General features: G+C 73.0%; 17 protein-coding genes. 11 read left to right on the top strand and 6 right to left on the bottom strand.

Features of this window, described 5'->3' with window-relative positions; genetic code table 11:
• Positions 1-16 precede the first annotated feature (16 nt).
• Entirely contained in the window at positions 17-304 is a 288-nt protein-coding gene (locus AB4Y76_RS09055) for a sterol carrier family protein (RefSeq protein WP_441924338.1), read from the top strand.
• Positions 305-346: 42 nt separating this feature from the next.
• On the opposite strand, the gene AB4Y76_RS09050 is transcribed toward AB4Y76_RS09055, so the two are convergent.
• Positions 347-1,651, bottom strand: coding sequence for an LCP family protein (locus tag AB4Y76_RS09050; protein WP_441924336.1), 1,305 nt, complete (start codon positions 1,649-1,651; stop codon positions 347-349).
• A gap of 101 nt (positions 1,652-1,752) precedes the next feature.
• On the opposite strand from AB4Y76_RS09050, the gene AB4Y76_RS09045 reads away from it, so the two are divergent.
• The 5 genes from AB4Y76_RS09045 (at position 1,753) to AB4Y76_RS09025 (ending at position 6,550) form a co-directional block, all read left to right on the top strand.
• Positions 1,753-3,102: a dipeptidase gene (locus AB4Y76_RS09045; RefSeq protein ID WP_441924334.1), complete on the top strand. Its 1,350-nt coding sequence runs from the start codon at positions 1,753-1,755 to the stop codon at positions 3,100-3,102.
• Between the two features lie 9 nt (positions 3,103-3,111).
• Complete coding sequence (gene purF, locus AB4Y76_RS09040) at positions 3,112-4,698, top strand: amidophosphoribosyltransferase (protein ID WP_441924332.1); 1,587 nt, start codon at positions 3,112-3,114, stop codon at positions 4,696-4,698.
• A gap of 7 nt (positions 4,699-4,705) precedes the next feature.
• Positions 4,706-5,758, top strand: a complete 1,053-nt coding sequence (gene purM, locus AB4Y76_RS09035) for a phosphoribosylformylglycinamidine cyclo-ligase (protein ID WP_441924330.1) — start codon at positions 4,706-4,708, stop codon at positions 5,756-5,758.
• Positions 5,759-5,844: 86 nt separating this feature from the next.
• On the top strand, positions 5,845-6,096 hold the full coding sequence (locus AB4Y76_RS09030) for a DUF3073 domain-containing protein (RefSeq protein WP_441924328.1): 252 nt from the start codon (positions 5,845-5,847) through the stop codon (positions 6,094-6,096).
• Positions 6,097-6,340: 244 nt separating this feature from the next.
• Positions 6,341-6,550, top strand: a complete 210-nt coding sequence (locus AB4Y76_RS09025; RefSeq protein ID WP_441924326.1) for a BldC family transcriptional regulator — start codon at positions 6,341-6,343, stop codon at positions 6,548-6,550.
• 125 nt (positions 6,551-6,675) lie between these two features.
• On the opposite strand, the gene AB4Y76_RS09020 is transcribed toward AB4Y76_RS09025, so the two are convergent.
• The gene (locus AB4Y76_RS09020) at positions 6,676-7,443 is read right to left on the bottom strand and encodes a crotonase/enoyl-CoA hydratase family protein (RefSeq protein WP_441924324.1); all 768 of its coding nucleotides are present in this window, start codon (positions 7,441-7,443) and stop codon (positions 6,676-6,678) included.
• Between the two features lie 33 nt (positions 7,444-7,476).
• Entirely contained in the window at positions 7,477-8,337 is an 861-nt protein-coding gene (locus AB4Y76_RS09015; RefSeq protein ID WP_441924322.1) for a patatin-like phospholipase family protein, read from the bottom strand.
• Between the two features lie 145 nt (positions 8,338-8,482).
• On the opposite strand from AB4Y76_RS09015, the gene AB4Y76_RS09010 reads away from it, so the two are divergent.
• Positions 8,483-8,701 (top strand): hypothetical protein, encoded by a 219-nt coding sequence (locus AB4Y76_RS09010; protein WP_441924320.1) that lies wholly within the window; start codon positions 8,483-8,485, stop codon positions 8,699-8,701.
• A gap of 39 nt (positions 8,702-8,740) precedes the next feature.
• A complete protein-coding gene (locus tag AB4Y76_RS09005; RefSeq protein ID WP_441924318.1) occupies positions 8,741-9,505 on the top strand; it encodes a matrixin family metalloprotease in 765 nt (254 codons plus the stop codon).
• A 9-nt stretch (positions 9,506-9,514) separates the two neighbouring features.
• Here AB4Y76_RS09005 and AB4Y76_RS09000 read toward each other — a convergent pair whose 3' ends face one another.
• Positions 9,515-10,135 carry a hemerythrin domain-containing protein gene (locus AB4Y76_RS09000; RefSeq protein ID WP_441924316.1) on the bottom strand — a complete coding sequence of 207 codons (621 nt, stop codon included), beginning with the start codon at positions 10,133-10,135 and terminating at the stop codon, positions 9,515-9,517.
• A 108-nt stretch (positions 10,136-10,243) separates the two neighbouring features.
• Here AB4Y76_RS09000 and AB4Y76_RS08995 point away from each other — a divergent pair, with 108 nt between their 5' ends.
• Entirely contained in the window at positions 10,244-10,645 is a 402-nt protein-coding gene (locus tag AB4Y76_RS08995; protein ID WP_441924314.1) for a hypothetical protein, read from the top strand.
• A gap of 13 nt (positions 10,646-10,658) precedes the next feature.
• On the opposite strand, the gene AB4Y76_RS08990 is transcribed toward AB4Y76_RS08995, so the two are convergent.
• Entirely contained in the window at positions 10,659-11,753 is a 1,095-nt protein-coding gene (locus AB4Y76_RS08990) for a TIGR03857 family LLM class F420-dependent oxidoreductase (RefSeq protein ID WP_441924312.1), read from the bottom strand.
• A gap of 2 nt (positions 11,754-11,755) precedes the next feature.
• The gene (locus AB4Y76_RS08985; RefSeq protein WP_441924310.1) at positions 11,756-12,562 is read right to left on the bottom strand and encodes a crotonase/enoyl-CoA hydratase family protein; all 807 of its coding nucleotides are present in this window, start codon (positions 12,560-12,562) and stop codon (positions 11,756-11,758) included.
• Between the two features lie 125 nt (positions 12,563-12,687).
• Here AB4Y76_RS08985 and AB4Y76_RS08980 point away from each other — a divergent pair, with 125 nt between their 5' ends.
• Together AB4Y76_RS08980 and AB4Y76_RS08975 are read left to right on the top strand one after the other, a co-directional pair.
• Positions 12,688-13,887, top strand: a complete 1,200-nt coding sequence (locus AB4Y76_RS08980; protein ID WP_441924308.1) for an AGE family epimerase/isomerase — start codon at positions 12,688-12,690, stop codon at positions 13,885-13,887.
• Positions 13,884-14,774 (top strand): PfkB family carbohydrate kinase, encoded by an 891-nt coding sequence (locus AB4Y76_RS08975; protein ID WP_441924306.1) that lies wholly within the window; start codon positions 13,884-13,886, stop codon positions 14,772-14,774. The genes AB4Y76_RS08980 and AB4Y76_RS08975 overlap by 4 nt, the downstream gene beginning before the upstream one ends.
• Positions 14,775-14,871: the final 97 nt, after the last annotated feature.

Raw genomic sequence — 14,871 nt, 5'->3', positions numbered from 1 at the left:
GAGACGGGGTGAGGTCGTGGATCGCGCCGAGCAGAAGCGGCTCACCAAGCACTACCTCGCCCTGCTGGCCGAGAAGGCGCCCGGGCACTCCGTCGAGGTCCGGGTGCCGCCCTTCGGGGCGGTCCAGGCCGTCGAGGGCGGGCGGCACACCCGCGGCACCCCGCGCGCGGTCGTCGAGACCGACCCGGAGACCTGGATCGCGGTGGCCACCGGCGAGCTGGCCTGGACCGAGGCGGTCGACTCCGGCCGGGTGCGGGCCTCCGGCGAGCGCACCGACCTGTCGGCGTACCTCCCGCTGACCTGAGGTTTCGAGACGGGCCGTGCCGGCCCTCCTCAACCAGCGAGGTCAGGTCGTCGGGATCCCGCTGAGCGCGATGTACTCGGCGATCCGGTCGGTCCGCAGCGCCTGCCACAGCTCTGCCGCGCCGGCGTCGTCGATGCGGACGTAGTCGACGTCCTTGACGGTGACGTTGGGCTGCGCCGCCGCCGTCGGGACCGTGAGGAACGTGGTGTTGCTGGTCCGCATCCGGCGCATCGACCAGAGCGTCCCGAGCATGTCCGGGTAGGAGAAGTCGTCCTCCACGGTGAGGTGCGAGAAGCCCTCGTGCAGCAGCCTGTTGACCCGGAACGGGTGCGTCACCGTGCCGCCGTCCAGGGCGCCGCGCATGATCGCCTTGAACAGGCTCTGCTGGCGGGCGACCCGGTCGAGGTCGCCGCGCGGCATGCAGTCCTGGAGCGCGATGTAGTCCAGCGCGCCCTGGCCGTCGAAGCGCCGCGGACCGGCCGGGTCGTCGCAGGCGCCCGCCGGGACGTCGGCCACGACCCCGTCGAGGACGTCCACGATCTCGCGGAGCGCGTTGAGGTCGAGCGTCATCACCCGGTCGAGCCGGGCGCCGGTGACCTCCTCGACCGTCCGCACGTAGAGCGGCGCACCGCCGGCCTTGAACGCGTCGGAGAGCTTGCCGAACCCGTGCCCGGGGATCTTCACGGCGCTGTCGCCCGGGATCGAGATCACGTACGTCGACCGGCCGTCGGCGGTGACGTGCACGAGCATCACCAGGTCGCTGTTGACCAGGTCGCTGCGCCAGCCGGCCCGGGCCGCGCGGCCCTCCACCGGCTCCGCCGGGTTGGTGCCGATCAGCAGGTAGTTGGTGCCCGGGGTGCTCGCGCCGGTCTGCCCGTGCACGCTGGGCATCCGGGAGAGGCCGCCGAAGACGTAGGCGAACCAGGCCAGCGAGAGGACGAGGACCGTGCCGGCCGCGACCGCCGCGCCGATCGCGATCCGCTTCTTCCGCCGCCGGCTGCGGACCTTCTTCTTGTGCGCCTCCTTGCGGGCCTGCCTGGCGGCCTGCTCCTCGTCGCTGGGGACGGGCTTCTCCAGCCAGCTGAGGTCGTCGGCGACCCGTTCGTAGATGGCCTCGGTCAGGTCCTTGCGCTCCCCGGGCTCGGGCAGCTCGGCCGGGTTCTTCAGCGCCGCCGGACGCCGGTCGAAGAGCGGTGCGGTGCGGGTCGGGCCGTCCTGGGCGAGCTCGGCCTCGAGGTCGAGCGGCGGCAGCTTCGGGATGCCGCCCGCGACGTTCGCGGGGGCAGGCGTGTCCGTCCCGGGGTCCGAGGACGGACTGCCGGTCGACGGGTTCTCGTCCTGGGGCATCTGGTTCCTGCCGGGTGAGCGCTGCCGGGCACGTTCGCGAAAGGGTACGACGAACCGGGCCGGAGTCCCGGAATCTGGACGGGCGTGCCAGCATGACCCCCATGGCTCTCGACGATCTCCGCGCCCGTGTCCAGGCCGTCCTCCCCGGCATCCGCTCGGACCTGGAGGACCTGGTCCGCATCGAGTCGGTCAGCGCCGATCCGGCCCGCGCCGGCGAGGTCGAGCGCAGCGCCGAAGCCGTGCGCGACCTGTTCGCCGCGGAGGGCTTCGACTCCCGGATCGCGCGCGCCGAGGAGGGCGCGGCACCGGCCGTGATCGCGCACCGGCCGGGACCGGCGGGCTCGCCGACCGTGCTGCTCTACGCCCACCACGACGTCCAGCCCGAGAACGACCACGCCGACTGGGACAGCCCGCCCTACGTGCCGACCGAGCGCGACGGCCGGCTCTACGCCCGCGGCGCCGCCGACGACAAGGCCGGCATCTGTGCGCACCTGGCCGCGATCCGGGCGCTCGGCGACGACCTCGCGATCGGGGTGACGATGTTCATCGAGGGCGAGGAGGAGGTCGGCTCGGACTCGCTCCCCGCGCTGCTGGCGCAGGAGAAGGACGCGCTCACCGCCGACGTCATCGTGATCGCCGACAGCGGCAACTGGGACATCGGCGTCCCGGCGCTGACCACCAGCCTGCGCGGCCTGGTCCGCGTCGACGTCGAGGTCCGCACACTCACCCACGCGGTGCACTCGGGGATGTGGGGCGGCCTGGTGCCGGACTCGCTGATGACCCTGGCCCGGCTGATCGCCAGCCTGCACGACGACGAGGGCAACGTCGCGATCACCGGCCTGCACTCCGGCCCGGCCGACGACGTCGAGTACCCCGAGGAGCGGCTGCGCGCCGAGTCCGGGGCGGTCCCCGGGATCCGCTGGATCGGGTCCGGCCCGGTCGTCGAGCGGCTCTGGACCAAGCCCGCGCTCAGCATCACCGGCCTGGACGCGCCGCAGGTGTTCGGCGCCAGCAACACCCTGGTGCCGGCCGCCCGGGCCCGGATCTCGCTGCGGATCGCTCCCGGCGACACCACCGCCAACGCGCTGGACTGCCTGAAGAAGCACCTCGAGGAGCACGTCGCCTGGGGGGCCGAGCTCGGGATCACCGTCGTCGACACCGGCGAGGCGACCGCGATCGACGCCACCGGGCCGGCGTACGACGTGGCGCGGGACGCGTTCACGCAGGCCTGGGACGGGGTCCGGCCGGTCGACATGGGCGTGGGCGGCTCGATCCCGTTCATCGCCGAGTTCCTCACCGCGTTCCCGCGGGCCAGCGTGCTGGTGACCGGGGTCGAGGACCCCGACACCCGGGCCCACGGCGCCAACGAGGGGCTGCACCTGGCCGAGTTCGAGCGGGTCTGTCTCGCCGAGACGCTGCTGCTGGCGAACCTGGCTTCGATTCGCCCGTAGAATCTCCGTGTGGCCAGCCCTGGACAGCCCTCCCGCCGCGGCGGAGACGGTCGACTGACGCACGAGATCGACCCGCAGGATCGTGGACCCCAGGACGCCTGCGGCGTCTTCGGCGTCTGGGCTCCCGGCGAGGACGTCGCCAAGCTCGCCTACTACGGCATCTACGCGCTCCAGCACCGCGGTCAGGAGTCGGCCGGGATCGCGGTCAGCAACGGGCGCCAGATCCTGGTCTACAAGGACATGGGCCTGGTCTCGCAGGTCTTCGACGAGTCCACGCTGTCCTCGCTCAAGGGCCACCTGGCGATCGGCCACGCGCGCTACTCGACCACGGGCGCGAGCACCTGGCACAACGCCCAGCCGACGTTCCGCCCGACCGCGCACGGCTCGATCGCGCTCGGCCACAACGGCAACCTGACCAACACCAGCGACCTCGCCCAGATGGTCGCGGACCTGCCCAGCGACTCCGGCGAGCTGGACATCCACGCACGGGCCCTGGAGACCAGCACCAACGACACCTCGCTGGTGACCGCGCTGCTCGCGCACCACCCGGACAAGTCCCTGGAGGACCGCGCCGCCGAGCTGCTGCCGCAGGTCAAGGGCGCGTTCTGCTTCGTGTGGATGGACGAGGGCACCCTGTACGCCGCCCGCGACCCGCAGGGCATCCGGCCGCTCGTGCTGGGCCGGCTGGAGCGCGGCTGGGTGGTCGCCTCGGAGACCGCGGCCCTCGACATCGTCGGCGCCTCCTACATCCGCGAGATCGAGCCCGGCGAGATGATCGCCGTCGACGAGGACGGCCTGCGCACCCGGCGGTTCGCCGAGCCGGAGCCGAAGGGCTGCCTCTTCGAGTTCGTCTACCTCGCCCGCCCGGACACCCGGATCTCCAACCAGCGGGTGCACAGCGTCCGCGTCGAGATCGGGCGGCGGCTGGCGAAGTCGTTCCCGGCCGACGCCGACCTGGTCATCCCGGTGCCCGAGTCCGGCACGCCGGCCGCGATCGGCTACGCCGAGGCCAGCGGCATCCCGTACGGCGTCGGCCTGGTCAAGAACTCCTACGTCGGCCGGACCTTCATCCAGCCGAGCCAGACGATCCGGCAGCTCGGCATCCGGCTCAAGCTGAACCCGCTGCGCGACGTCATCGAGGGCAAGCGGCTGGTGGTCGTGGACGACTCGATCGTCCGTGGCAACACCCAGCGGGCGCTGATCCGGATGCTGCGCGAGGCCGGTGCCCGCGAGGTGCACGTGCGGATCTCCAGCCCGCCGGTGAAGTGGCCGTGCTTCTACGGCATCGACTTCGCCACCCGCGCCGAGCTGATCGCGAACGGGCTGTCGACCGAGGAGATCTGCGCGTCGATCGACGCCGACTCGCTCGCCTACATCTCCCTGGAGGAGCTCGTCGAGGCCACCACGGTGCCCTCGGACAACCTCTGCCGGGCCTGCTTCGACGGCGTCTACCCGGTGCCGCTGCCGGAGCCGGAGCTGCTCGGCAAGCACCTGCTCGAGGCCACCTCCGTGATTCCCGACCGCGCCCTGGACGTCGACGGCCTCGCGGCCTCGCTCGCCGGTGGCGGTGCGACCGACGCGCTCGACCGACCGTAAGGAAATCATGTCTACCTACGAAGCCGCCGGAGTCTCGATCGAGGCCGGCGACAAGGCCGTCGAGCTGATGAAGGTCTGGATCGAGAAGGCCCGCCGCCCGGAGATGGTCGGCGGCATCGGCGGGTTCGCCGGTCTCTTCGACGCGAGCGCGCTGAAGGCCTACGACCGGCCGCTGCTGGCCAGCTCGGCCGACGGCGTCGGCACCAAGGTCGCGATCGCCCAGGCGCTCGACAAGCACGACACCATCGGTTTCGACCTGGTCGGGATGCTCGTCGACGACCTCGTCGTCTGCGGGGCCGAGCCGCTCTTCCTCACCGACTACATCGCCACCGGCAAGGTCGTGCCGGAGCGGATCGCGGCGATCGTCCAGGGCATCGCCGAGGCCTGCGTGCAGGCCGGCTGCGCGCTCATCGGCGGCGAGACCGCCGAGCACCCGGGCCTGCTCGGTCCGGACGAGTACGACGTCGCCGGGTCCACCACCGGCGTGGTCGAGGCCGGTGCGCTGCTGGGTGCCGAGCTGGTCCGCCCGGGCGACGTGGTCATCGCGATGGCTTCCAGCGGACTGCACTCCAACGGGTACTCGCTGGTCCGGCACGTCCTGCTGGAGCAAGCCGGCCGCAGCCTCACCGAGCACGTCGACGAGCTCGGCCGCACCCTCGGCGAGGAGCTCCTCGAGCCGACCCGGATCTACGCCAAGGCGTGCCTGGCCCTGGCCCGCGGGACCGACACGCACGCGATGTCGCACATCACCGGGGGCGGCCTGGCCGCGAACCTGGAGCGGGTGCTCCCCGCCGAGGTCACCGCGACGCTGGACCGCAGCACCTGGGCACTGCCTCCGGTCTTCGAGCTCGTCCAGCGCACCGGGTCGGTGGCCCGCGAGGACCTGGAGAAGACGCTGAACTGCGGCGTCGGCATGGTGGCCCTGACGGCCGCCGAGGACGCCGACCGGGCGATCGCGCTGCTCGCCGAGCACGAGGTCGAGGCCTGGGTCGCCGGGGGCATCGAGGCGGCGGAGCCCGGTGCGGGCGGCGTCGTACGGCTCGTCGGGGACAACGCCTGACCTCTTTCGCGCCTGCCGCGGGTGTCACCAGTCGATCTGATGTGCGGGAATCACCCCCGGGCAGGTACGGTTGGACACACGAGACGATGAATCCGACCGGCAGCCGTAGAGCGCCGGCCAAGTGTGCGAGGGGGTCGACCCGGATGGGACGCGGCCGAGCTAAGGCGAAGCAGACCAAAGTTGCTCGTGATCTGAAGTACCGGACTCACGAGACCGACTTCGGGGCGCTGGCCAACGAGTTGCACGGAGAGTCCGGTAGCACCGACTCCGCCCCGGCACAGGACGAGTACGACGAGTACGACGACTGGGCGGGGACGCCCTCGTCCTCGCGCGACTGAGCGACACCCCGACGGGTTGCGGTCCTGCCGCGACCCGTTTCGGTCGTGCCCGTGACCTGACGGGTGTCCAGTCGTTGACGGCGTACGATCAAAACGGCTTTCGGTTACGCACGTGTTGTCCGGTTTGTCCTTCGGTCTAGACCGGAAAGTCGATGTCCGTTTGGTCGGCTTTACACGCTTCGCCGCGAGTGTCATGCTCAACGAGTCCTCAAGCAGCAAAGAACCAGATCCAAGGGGCAACACGATGCAGAACAATGCCGAGAACGAGACCCTCCTGACGCCCGCCGAGGTGGCTGCGATGTTTCGCGTCGACCCCAAGACGGTCACTCGCTGGGCCAAGGCCGGCAAGCTGAGCGCCATCCGCACCCTGGGTGGGCACCGCCGCTACCGCGAGGCCGAGGTCAAGGAGCTCCTGGGCGGGGTCATCCCGACCCAGCGCGGCGCAGCCGACTGATCAGCGCGGCGCAGCCGACTGATCAGCGCGGCGCAGCCGACTGATCCACAGAACCACCTGCACGAGCCCGGTGCCGTCACGGCGCCGGGCTCGAGCGCGCTCCGGGGGCGTCCGTCCGGCGGGACTCAGGCCTCGTCGAAGCTGCCGTGCCGGCCCGCGCCGGCCGCGAACCGCGCCGCGCCCTCCAGCGCCTCCGCGCTGACCGCGCCCAGTCCGATCTCGAACTCGGCGAGGAGCGCCGCCGGTTCGTCCAGCGACCACTGCGCCAGTGCACTGGCCCGGTCGCCGCGCAGGCAGACCTGGGGGAAGGCCGCGATCTCGGCCGCCAGCGCGTGGGCGCCCGCCAGCGCCCCGCCCGGCTCCGTCACCCGGTTGGCCAGGCCGATCGCCAGGGCCTCGTCGGCCGCCACCGCCCGTCCGGTGAGGATCAGGTCCAGTGCCCTCGACTGACCGATCAGGCGCGGCAGCCGGATCGTGCCGCCGTCGATGAGCGGGACGCCCCAGCGGCGGCAGAAGACGCCGAAGACCGCGTCCGAGGCCACGACCCTCAGGTCGCACCAGACCGCCAGCTCCAGGCCGCCGGCCACCGCGTGGCCCTCCACCGCGGCGATCACCGGCTTGCTCAGCCGCATCCGGCTGGGCCCCATCGGCCCGTCGCCGTCCGGCGCCAGCCGGTTCGCCCGGTCGGTGGCCAGGCCCTTGAGGTCCGCGCCCGCGCAGAAGGTGCCGCCGGCGCCGGTCAGCACCGCGACGGAGAGCGCGTCGTCGGCCTCGAAGGCCCGGAACGCGTCCGCCAGCGCCTCCGCCGTGGGTCCGTCGACGGCGTTGCGCACCTCCGGCCGGTCGATCGTGATCGTGACGAGGTCGCCGCTGGGTTCGTAGTGGACGGTCATGCCGGCTATTCAACTCGGCTGGGGCCCTGCGCGTCAGGCCGCGTGGTGCAGGCGGCCCCACCGGCGCCGGCGGGCCGGGACGGCGGCCTGGATCTGCTCGACCACCTCGGCGGCGGCGCGGCGGCCGAGGCGGAGGTGGTCGGCGGTGCGGGTGAAGTCGGTCATCCGGGTGCCCAGGTCGGCGGTGTGCACGTGGTGCACCTCGACGCCGGGGAGCGTGGGGAACGGCCGGACCCGCATCGCCACGCCCAGGCTGGCCACCAGGATCTCGATCGGCGTGCGCGCGTTCGGCAGCCGGGCGGGGACGGTGGCGTCGAGCACGAACACCCGGGTCGGCGCCAGCGGCGGGACGCCGGCGACGGGGACGAGGTCGGCGACCCCGCCGTCGACGTGCGGCACCAGCCGGCCGTCGGCGTCCTGGAGGTCGACCGGTGCGAAGACGCCCGGAACGGCGGCGGAGGCGAGCAGCAGCGGCGCCAGGTCGCCGTGGTCGTGGTACGCCGCGGCGTTGCTGGCCAGCGGCGTGGTGGTGACCCGGACCGGGACCGCGAGGTCCTCCAGGCGGCGTACCGGGACCCACTCGTCGATGAGGTCGCGCAGCGCGTCGGAGGAGAACAGGCAGGGACGGCGCTGCGCCAGGTGCGCGAGTCGGGCCAGGTTGCCGCCCGGGAAGATGTCGCGGGTGCGCAGCCGCTGCCAGCGGTCGGCCAGGTCGTGGACCCGGTCGATGCTCACACCGGCCCCGAGGAACGCCGCGTTGAGCGCGCCGACCGAGGTCCCGACGAAGCCGCAAGGCGTGATGCCCGCCTCGACCAGCGTCTGCATCATGCCGACCTGTACTGCGCCGCGTGCCGCGCCACCCGAGAGGACGAAGACGTCTCGTGTCGTGTTCATGGCACCTCCCTGGGCTTCGAAGTGATGAAGGGAGCATCGGCGCCGCGATGTCCGTTTTGAGGCTTTTTCAGGAAGTTGCGAAGGAGTCGCCGGCGCCCGCCGATCAGAACCTCGTGGGGAGTAGGACGTGCGAGGAGGCATGACCATGGAGCAGAACGAGACCATCGAGGTCGCCAGCTGGGAGCGGGACCCTGCCGTCGACTACCACGACGAGGTGTGGGCCGCCTGGCTGCACGGCACCGTGGCCGCGGTGCACGACGCCGGCCGCCTGCTGCTCCTCGTCCCCGTCGCCGTGCTCACGCCGGCCGCGATCGCGCTGGCGATGCGCCTCTACAAGGTCGGGTCCTTCACCGTCCTCGACTGACGCCTGTCCGCGGCGGGGGGCATGCCCTAGCGTCGTGGTGTGGCCCGGTCCGAGCGTGTCGACGTACGCGGGATGATCCCGTGGGTCGTCACCCTCGCGGTGCTCGCGGCGGTGCTCGTGTTCGTCCCGTCGGTGCTGCCGCCGGAGGTACGGGCCGTCCTCGGCAGCCGTCCGGAGCGGCTCGCTCCCGCGCGCCAGGTCGCCGATGCCGGCGCCTACGCGTTCCTCGCCCACCAGCCGGGCAGGCCGGACGAGCCTGTCGGCTACGACCCGTGCCGCCCGATCCACGTCCGGGTCAACCTCGACCACGCGCCGGCCGACGGCCTCGACATGATCCGTGCCGCGATGGACCACGTCGGCACCGACGCCGGCCTGCGCTTCGAGTACGACGGCCTCACCAACGACCGCCCGCGCTGGAAGACCATGCACGTGCCGTCGTTCCTCGGTCGTCCGCGCACCCGGCCGGTGCTGGTCTCCTGGGCGAGGGCCGACGAGGTCGGCCAGCTGAGCGGAGCGGTCGCCGGGATCGGTGGCAGTGTGCCCGCGCCCGACGCCTCCGGGAGGCTGCGCTTCGTGACCGGCGGGATCACCCTGGACGCCGACGCGTTCGAAGCGCTCGGGACCACCGACGTCGGCAAGGCCAGTGCCTACGCGATCGTGCTGCACGAGTTCGGGCACCTGGTCGGTCTCGCGCACGTGCCGGACCGGCACGAGCTGATGTACGCCGAGAACGTCGGCGTGCTCGACTACGGCCCCGGCGACCTCGCCGGGCTGGCCCGCGTCGGCGCGACGTCCTGCGGCTGACCCGGTCGCTCAGGCCCAGGTGGACGCGATCCGCTTGCGGTAACCACGGCCCCCGAAGGTGGTGAGCCCCCAGAGCACCGGCGCGGGCATCTGCCGCTTCATCATCGCGGTCTCCTCCGGCCCCGCGCCGTCGGAGAGCCAGGCGAAGAAGGTGCCGGCACCGTGCTGGTGCGCCTTGCGGACCGCTTTCGCGCACGCCTGGAGCTGCGGGGTGTCGTGCTGCTGGGCGGCCCACGGCTCGAGGTCGTGCTCCTCGTGCTCGAGGTGGTTGGTCAGGACCCTGCCGAGCTCGACCACCGCGTTCCGGGCCGTCGCGGCGCTGGTCGCGCTCGGGGCGGCCCGGTAGGCCTGCATCCGGGCATCCGCCTCGCGAAGCGCGTCGACCATCCGCTGGTGCTCGGAGTCCAGCTCGGCGGCGATCACCGGGTCGAAGCCGAGCTCGCGGAAGGCCGGCCAGAAGATCGTCTCCTCGTCCTCGTGGTGCTGGCGGAGCTGGGCCGCGAAGTTGTCCCAGGCGACTCCGAGCCGGTCGGCCAGGGCGCCGTCGTCGGCGTCGAGGGCCGCGTCGAAGCGGCCGAGGTCGCGGCGGAACGCCGCGTGGATGACGGTGTTGAGTGTCTTGTGCTCCATGGCGCCTCCTGGGTCCGATTCCTGTCTAGGACGCCGCCGCGTGAGCGTCAAGGTCCGGTGGGCGCCCCCAGGTGTGTCCGAGGCCCGTCCCTGGGTCATCCTGGGCGCGTGCAATTCTCCGAGGCCGAGCTGACCGCCGCGCTCACCGGCGTCGCCAAGGCGACCCTGGCCGCGCAGGACAAGGACATCCGCAAGGGGCGGGTCGACCTCGAGGACGCCTGGCGCGACCTCGGCGGCTACGGCCGCTACCAGCTGCTCGACGCGCTCGGGACTCAGCTGCTCCCGGTCCTCGCGTCGCTGCCCGACGTGCCGCGGGTGCACGGCGAGCGGCCGTCGTACACGGCGGCGCAGGTGCGGGCCGCGGTCGAGGAGCACACCGACGCCGACGGTGGCCGGATGCGGCGCAAGGCCGTCGTGCTGGCCCGGACCGCGCTGGTGCAGACGGCCCTCGCCCAGCTGCCGCCCTGGCAGGACCCGGACCTGCCTCCGGACCTCCCTCCCGAGGGCTGAGCAGACCGCACGGTCAGCGCATCCACCCCGGGTTCGCCGGCAGCGCCGGGACGTCCGGCGAGCGGACCTCGCGGTACGCCGCGGTCACGTCCGCGAGCTGGTCCGGGTTCACCCCGTGCAGGATGATGCTGTCCACGCCGGTCGCGCCGAACTGGTCGCGGACCTGGACGGCACAGCTGCGGGCATCGCCGGTGATGTGCGCGGCCAGCCACTCGGCCGGGATCACGTGGTCGGCGAGGTGCTGCAGGTCGTCGGTGGTGCCGACCGCGTCGAAGGCGCCGGAGAACCCGGTGACGAACGGGTCGGCCTTGAACTTCCGCAGCAGCGCCGGGTCCCAGCCGTTGGCGTCGACGAGCGTCTCGCCGTACCCCTGCAGGTAGGTGGCCAGCCGCCCGACGGTCTTGCGCAGCCGGGTCTGCTCGTCCATCGCGTTCTCGTCGATGACCGCCGTGCACGCCCAGATCCGCACCGAGGCCGGGTCGCGCCCGGCCGCCTCGGCCGAGCGTCGTACGGCGGCCACCGAGCGGGCCACCGCCTCGTCGGTCATGAAGGTGTGCAGCACGACCGCGTCGGCGATCCGGCCGGCCAGCGCCATCGACTTCGGACCGATGGAGACCATCAGCAGCGGGATCCGCTCGTCGAGCGGGCTGAGCGGGAACAGGAACGGGTAGCTGCCGATCGGGCCGTCGTGGCCGAACTGCTCCCCGGCCCAGAGCCGGCGCAGCACGTCGAAGGCGTCGGTGAGCTGGGCGTTGGTGATCCGCGGGACGCCCATCATGTCGAACAGCGGCGCGAAGCCGCGGCCCAGGCCGAGGCAGAAGCGACCGCCGGTGGCGCGGTGCAGGGTCGAGCCCATCGTCATCGTGACCAGCGGGTGCCGGGTGTTGTGGTTGGTCGCCGCGGTCGCGATGCCGATCCGGGTCGACGCGGCGGCGGCCATCCCGGCCATCACCGCGGCGTCCTTGTAGTTGAACCGCTCGGAGAGGAACACGGCGCCGAGGCCGATCTCCTCGGCGCGACGGACCTCGTCGATCAGGTCGCCGGGGTTGTCGCTGTGGCCGGCGAGGCCGTAGAAGCCGAGCTCGGGGAACTCCGGTGCGGCTGTCACGACTACTTCCCCTGCCAGATCGGGTCGCGCTTCTCGGCGAAGGCCCGCGGGCCTTCCTGCGCGTCCGCGCTGGCGAAGACGCCGCCGATCTCCTGGTCGTTCTCGGCCCACATCCGGGCCTCGCCCTCGGGCTCGCCGTCGACGATCCGGTAGGCGAGCCGCTTGCTCGCCTGCACCGCCAACGGCGCGTTCTTCGCGATCTCCGCGGCCAGCGCCAGCGCACCGTCCAGGGCGGTGCCGTCCGGGACCACCCGGTTGACCAGGCCCCAGCGCGCCGCCTCCGTCGCGGAGATCGGCTCGCCGGTCATCAGCAGCTCCAGCGCGATCTTCCGCGGGATCACCTCGGTGATCCGGAAGACCCCGCCACCGCCCGCGATCAGGCCGCGCTTGACCTCGGGCAGGCCGAAGGAGGCGCTCTCGCAGGCCACGATCAGGTCGCAGGCCAGCGCCAGCTCGGTGCCGCCGCCGAGGGCCTTGCCGTTCACCGCGGCGATCACCGGCTTGCTGGTGAAGTGCCGGACGAAGCCGGCGAAGCCGTACCGCGCCATCCGCGGCGGGATGTTCAGCGTCCCGGTGGCCAGGGCCTTGAGGTCGAGGCCGGCCGAGAACGCGAGGTCGCCGGCACCGGTGAGCACGATGCAGCGGACCTCCGGGTCGTCCTGCGCCTTCTCCAGGGCGTCCCCGATCAGGAACCAGACGTCCCCGTCGACGGCGTTGCGTGCCTCCGGGCGGTTCAGGGTGAGTACCAGGACGTGGTCGCGGTTCTCGACGAGCACCTTGCTGGCGTCGACGTCGGGGGTGTCGGTCATGCGTCCTTCTCTCCGTTCGCGTTGAGCTCGTCGCGCACCGGGCGCTCCGCTGAGTTTCCCCGGGCCGCCCGGGGAGAGGCCGGAGGTGCGCTGGACACGGCGTGGCGTCCCGGCAGGATGGGCGCATGGACGCTCGCCGCCTCGACCCCGACCACCAGGCCTGGCTCCGCGAGCAGGCCGGGCTCCAGCTCGGTTTCGGCCGCCGCTTCCCGCACCCGCAGGGCGGGGCGGCCTGGCTCGGCGCCGACGGGCAGCCGGATCTCGGACGCCCGGTGCACACCTGGATCACCGCGCGGATGGCACACGTGTACGCGCTCGGGTCGCTGCTCGGCGTCGCCGGTGCGGGCGAGCTCGCCGACGTCGCGGTAGCCGGCCTGACCGGTCGGCTGCACGACGACGAGCACGGCGGCTGGGTCGCGGCGGTCGCCCCGGACGGGACCGTGGACGGCACCAAGTCGGCGTACACGCACGCGTTCGTGCTGCTCGCGGCATCGACGGTCACCGTCGCGGGCCGGCCCGGTGGGCCCGCGCTGCTGGCGGAGGCGACGAGCGCGCTCGACCGCTTCCGCACCGACCAGGGCCTGTACGCCGAGCGCTGGGACCGCGCGTTCACGCGGCTCGACGACTACCGCGGCGTGAACGCGAACATGCACGTCGTCGAGGCGAGCCTGGCTGCGGCCGACGCCACCGGCGACCCGGAGATCGCCCGGGCCCACCGCGACCGCGCGGTCGCGATCACCGACCGGGTCCTGCGGTGGGCCGAGGACTTCGACTGGCGGGTGCCGGAGCACTTCGACGTCGACTGGCGGCCGCTGCCGGACCACCACCGGGACCAGCCGGACCACCCGTTCGAGCCGTACGGCGCCACCGTCGGCCACGGCCTGGAGTGGTCCCGGCTCGTGCTCGGCGTCGGCGACCGGCTCCCCGCCGCGCGGGCGCTCTACGACCGGGCGGTCAGCGACGGCTGGGGGGTCGACGGTGCCGACGGGTTCGTCTACACCACCGACTGGGACGGCCGGCCGGTCGTCCGGGACCGGATGCACTGGGTGGTCTGCGAGGCGATCTGCGCCGCGGCGGCGCTGCACGCGGCCGCCGGTGAGGCCCGGTACGACGACCAGTACGCGACCTGGTGGGCCCATGCCGTCGAGCACTGGATCGATCCCGCGACCGGGTCCTGGCAGCACCAGCTCACGCCGGACCTGCGTCCCGCCGACTCGGTGTGGCCGGGTCGCCCGGACCTCTACCACTCGATGCACGCGGCCCTGCTCCCGAGCGACCCGCTGCGCTCGGCGGCGCTCAGTCTGCGCGAGGGGGGTGTCCGGTGATCCTGGTCGCGGGGGAGTCGCTGGTCGACCTCGTCGACGGCGTGCCGAGCCCCGGCGGGAGCCTGGCCAACGTGGCCGTGTCGCTGGCCCGGCTCGGTGCGCCGGTCCGGCTGCTCACCGCGTACGCCGACGACGCGGACGGGCGCCTCCTGGACGAGCACCTGGCCGCGGCCGGGGTCCGGTTCGCCGCCGATCCGCACGTGCTCGCCCGCACGTCGAGGGCGGTCGCGACCCTCGGCGCCGACGGTGCCGCGACGTACACCTTCGACCTCGACGGCGCCCTGCCGGTGCCGGACCCGGGCGTCACCTGGACGCACCTGCACCTCGGGTCGATCGGGGCGCTGGTCCCGCCGGGCGCCGACGTCGTCGCCGGGCTGGCCGCGGAGCTCCGGGCGACCGCGACGATCAGCTACGACCTCAACGCGCGTCCCGCGGCGGTGCCGGTGGACGCCGCCGCCCGCACCCGCATCGAGGCGCTGGTCCGGCTCAGCGACGTGGTCAAGGCCTCCGACGAGGACCTGCTCGCCTGGCGCCCGGACTCCTCGGTCGAGGAGTCGGCGGCCCACCTCCTCGACCTGGGGGTGGGCGCGGTCGTGCTCACCCTGGGGCCGGCGGGGTCGCGCTGTCTCACCGCCCTCGGCGAGGTGCTCGCGCCGGCCGAACCGGTGGCGGTGGTCGACACGATCGGCGCGGGGGACACCTTCATCGCGGCGGTCGTCGACGGTCTCCGCCGGCGCGACCTGCTCGGAGGTGCCGCCCGGGACGCGTTGGCCACGCTCCCGCTCGCGACCTGGGAGGAGGTGCTCCGGCGCGCGGGCCGGGCGTCCGCGATCACCGTGTCGCGGCGTGGCGCCGACCCGCCGACCGCGGCCGAGCTGGACGTCTGAGGACGGCGCACCCACATCTCAAAAGATCTCATTTAATGGAACATTGTTGCACCAGATGCTTGACAGGGTGTGACCTGGGGCACTTCACTAGTCTCGT

The organism is Marmoricola sp. RAF53, from assembly GCF_052114005.1.
Lineage (GTDB): Bacteria > Actinomycetota > Actinomycetes > Propionibacteriales > Nocardioidaceae > Marmoricola.
The sequence above is the reverse complement of the archived record's forward strand: the minus strand, read 5'-3'. Positions and strand labels throughout refer to the sequence as shown.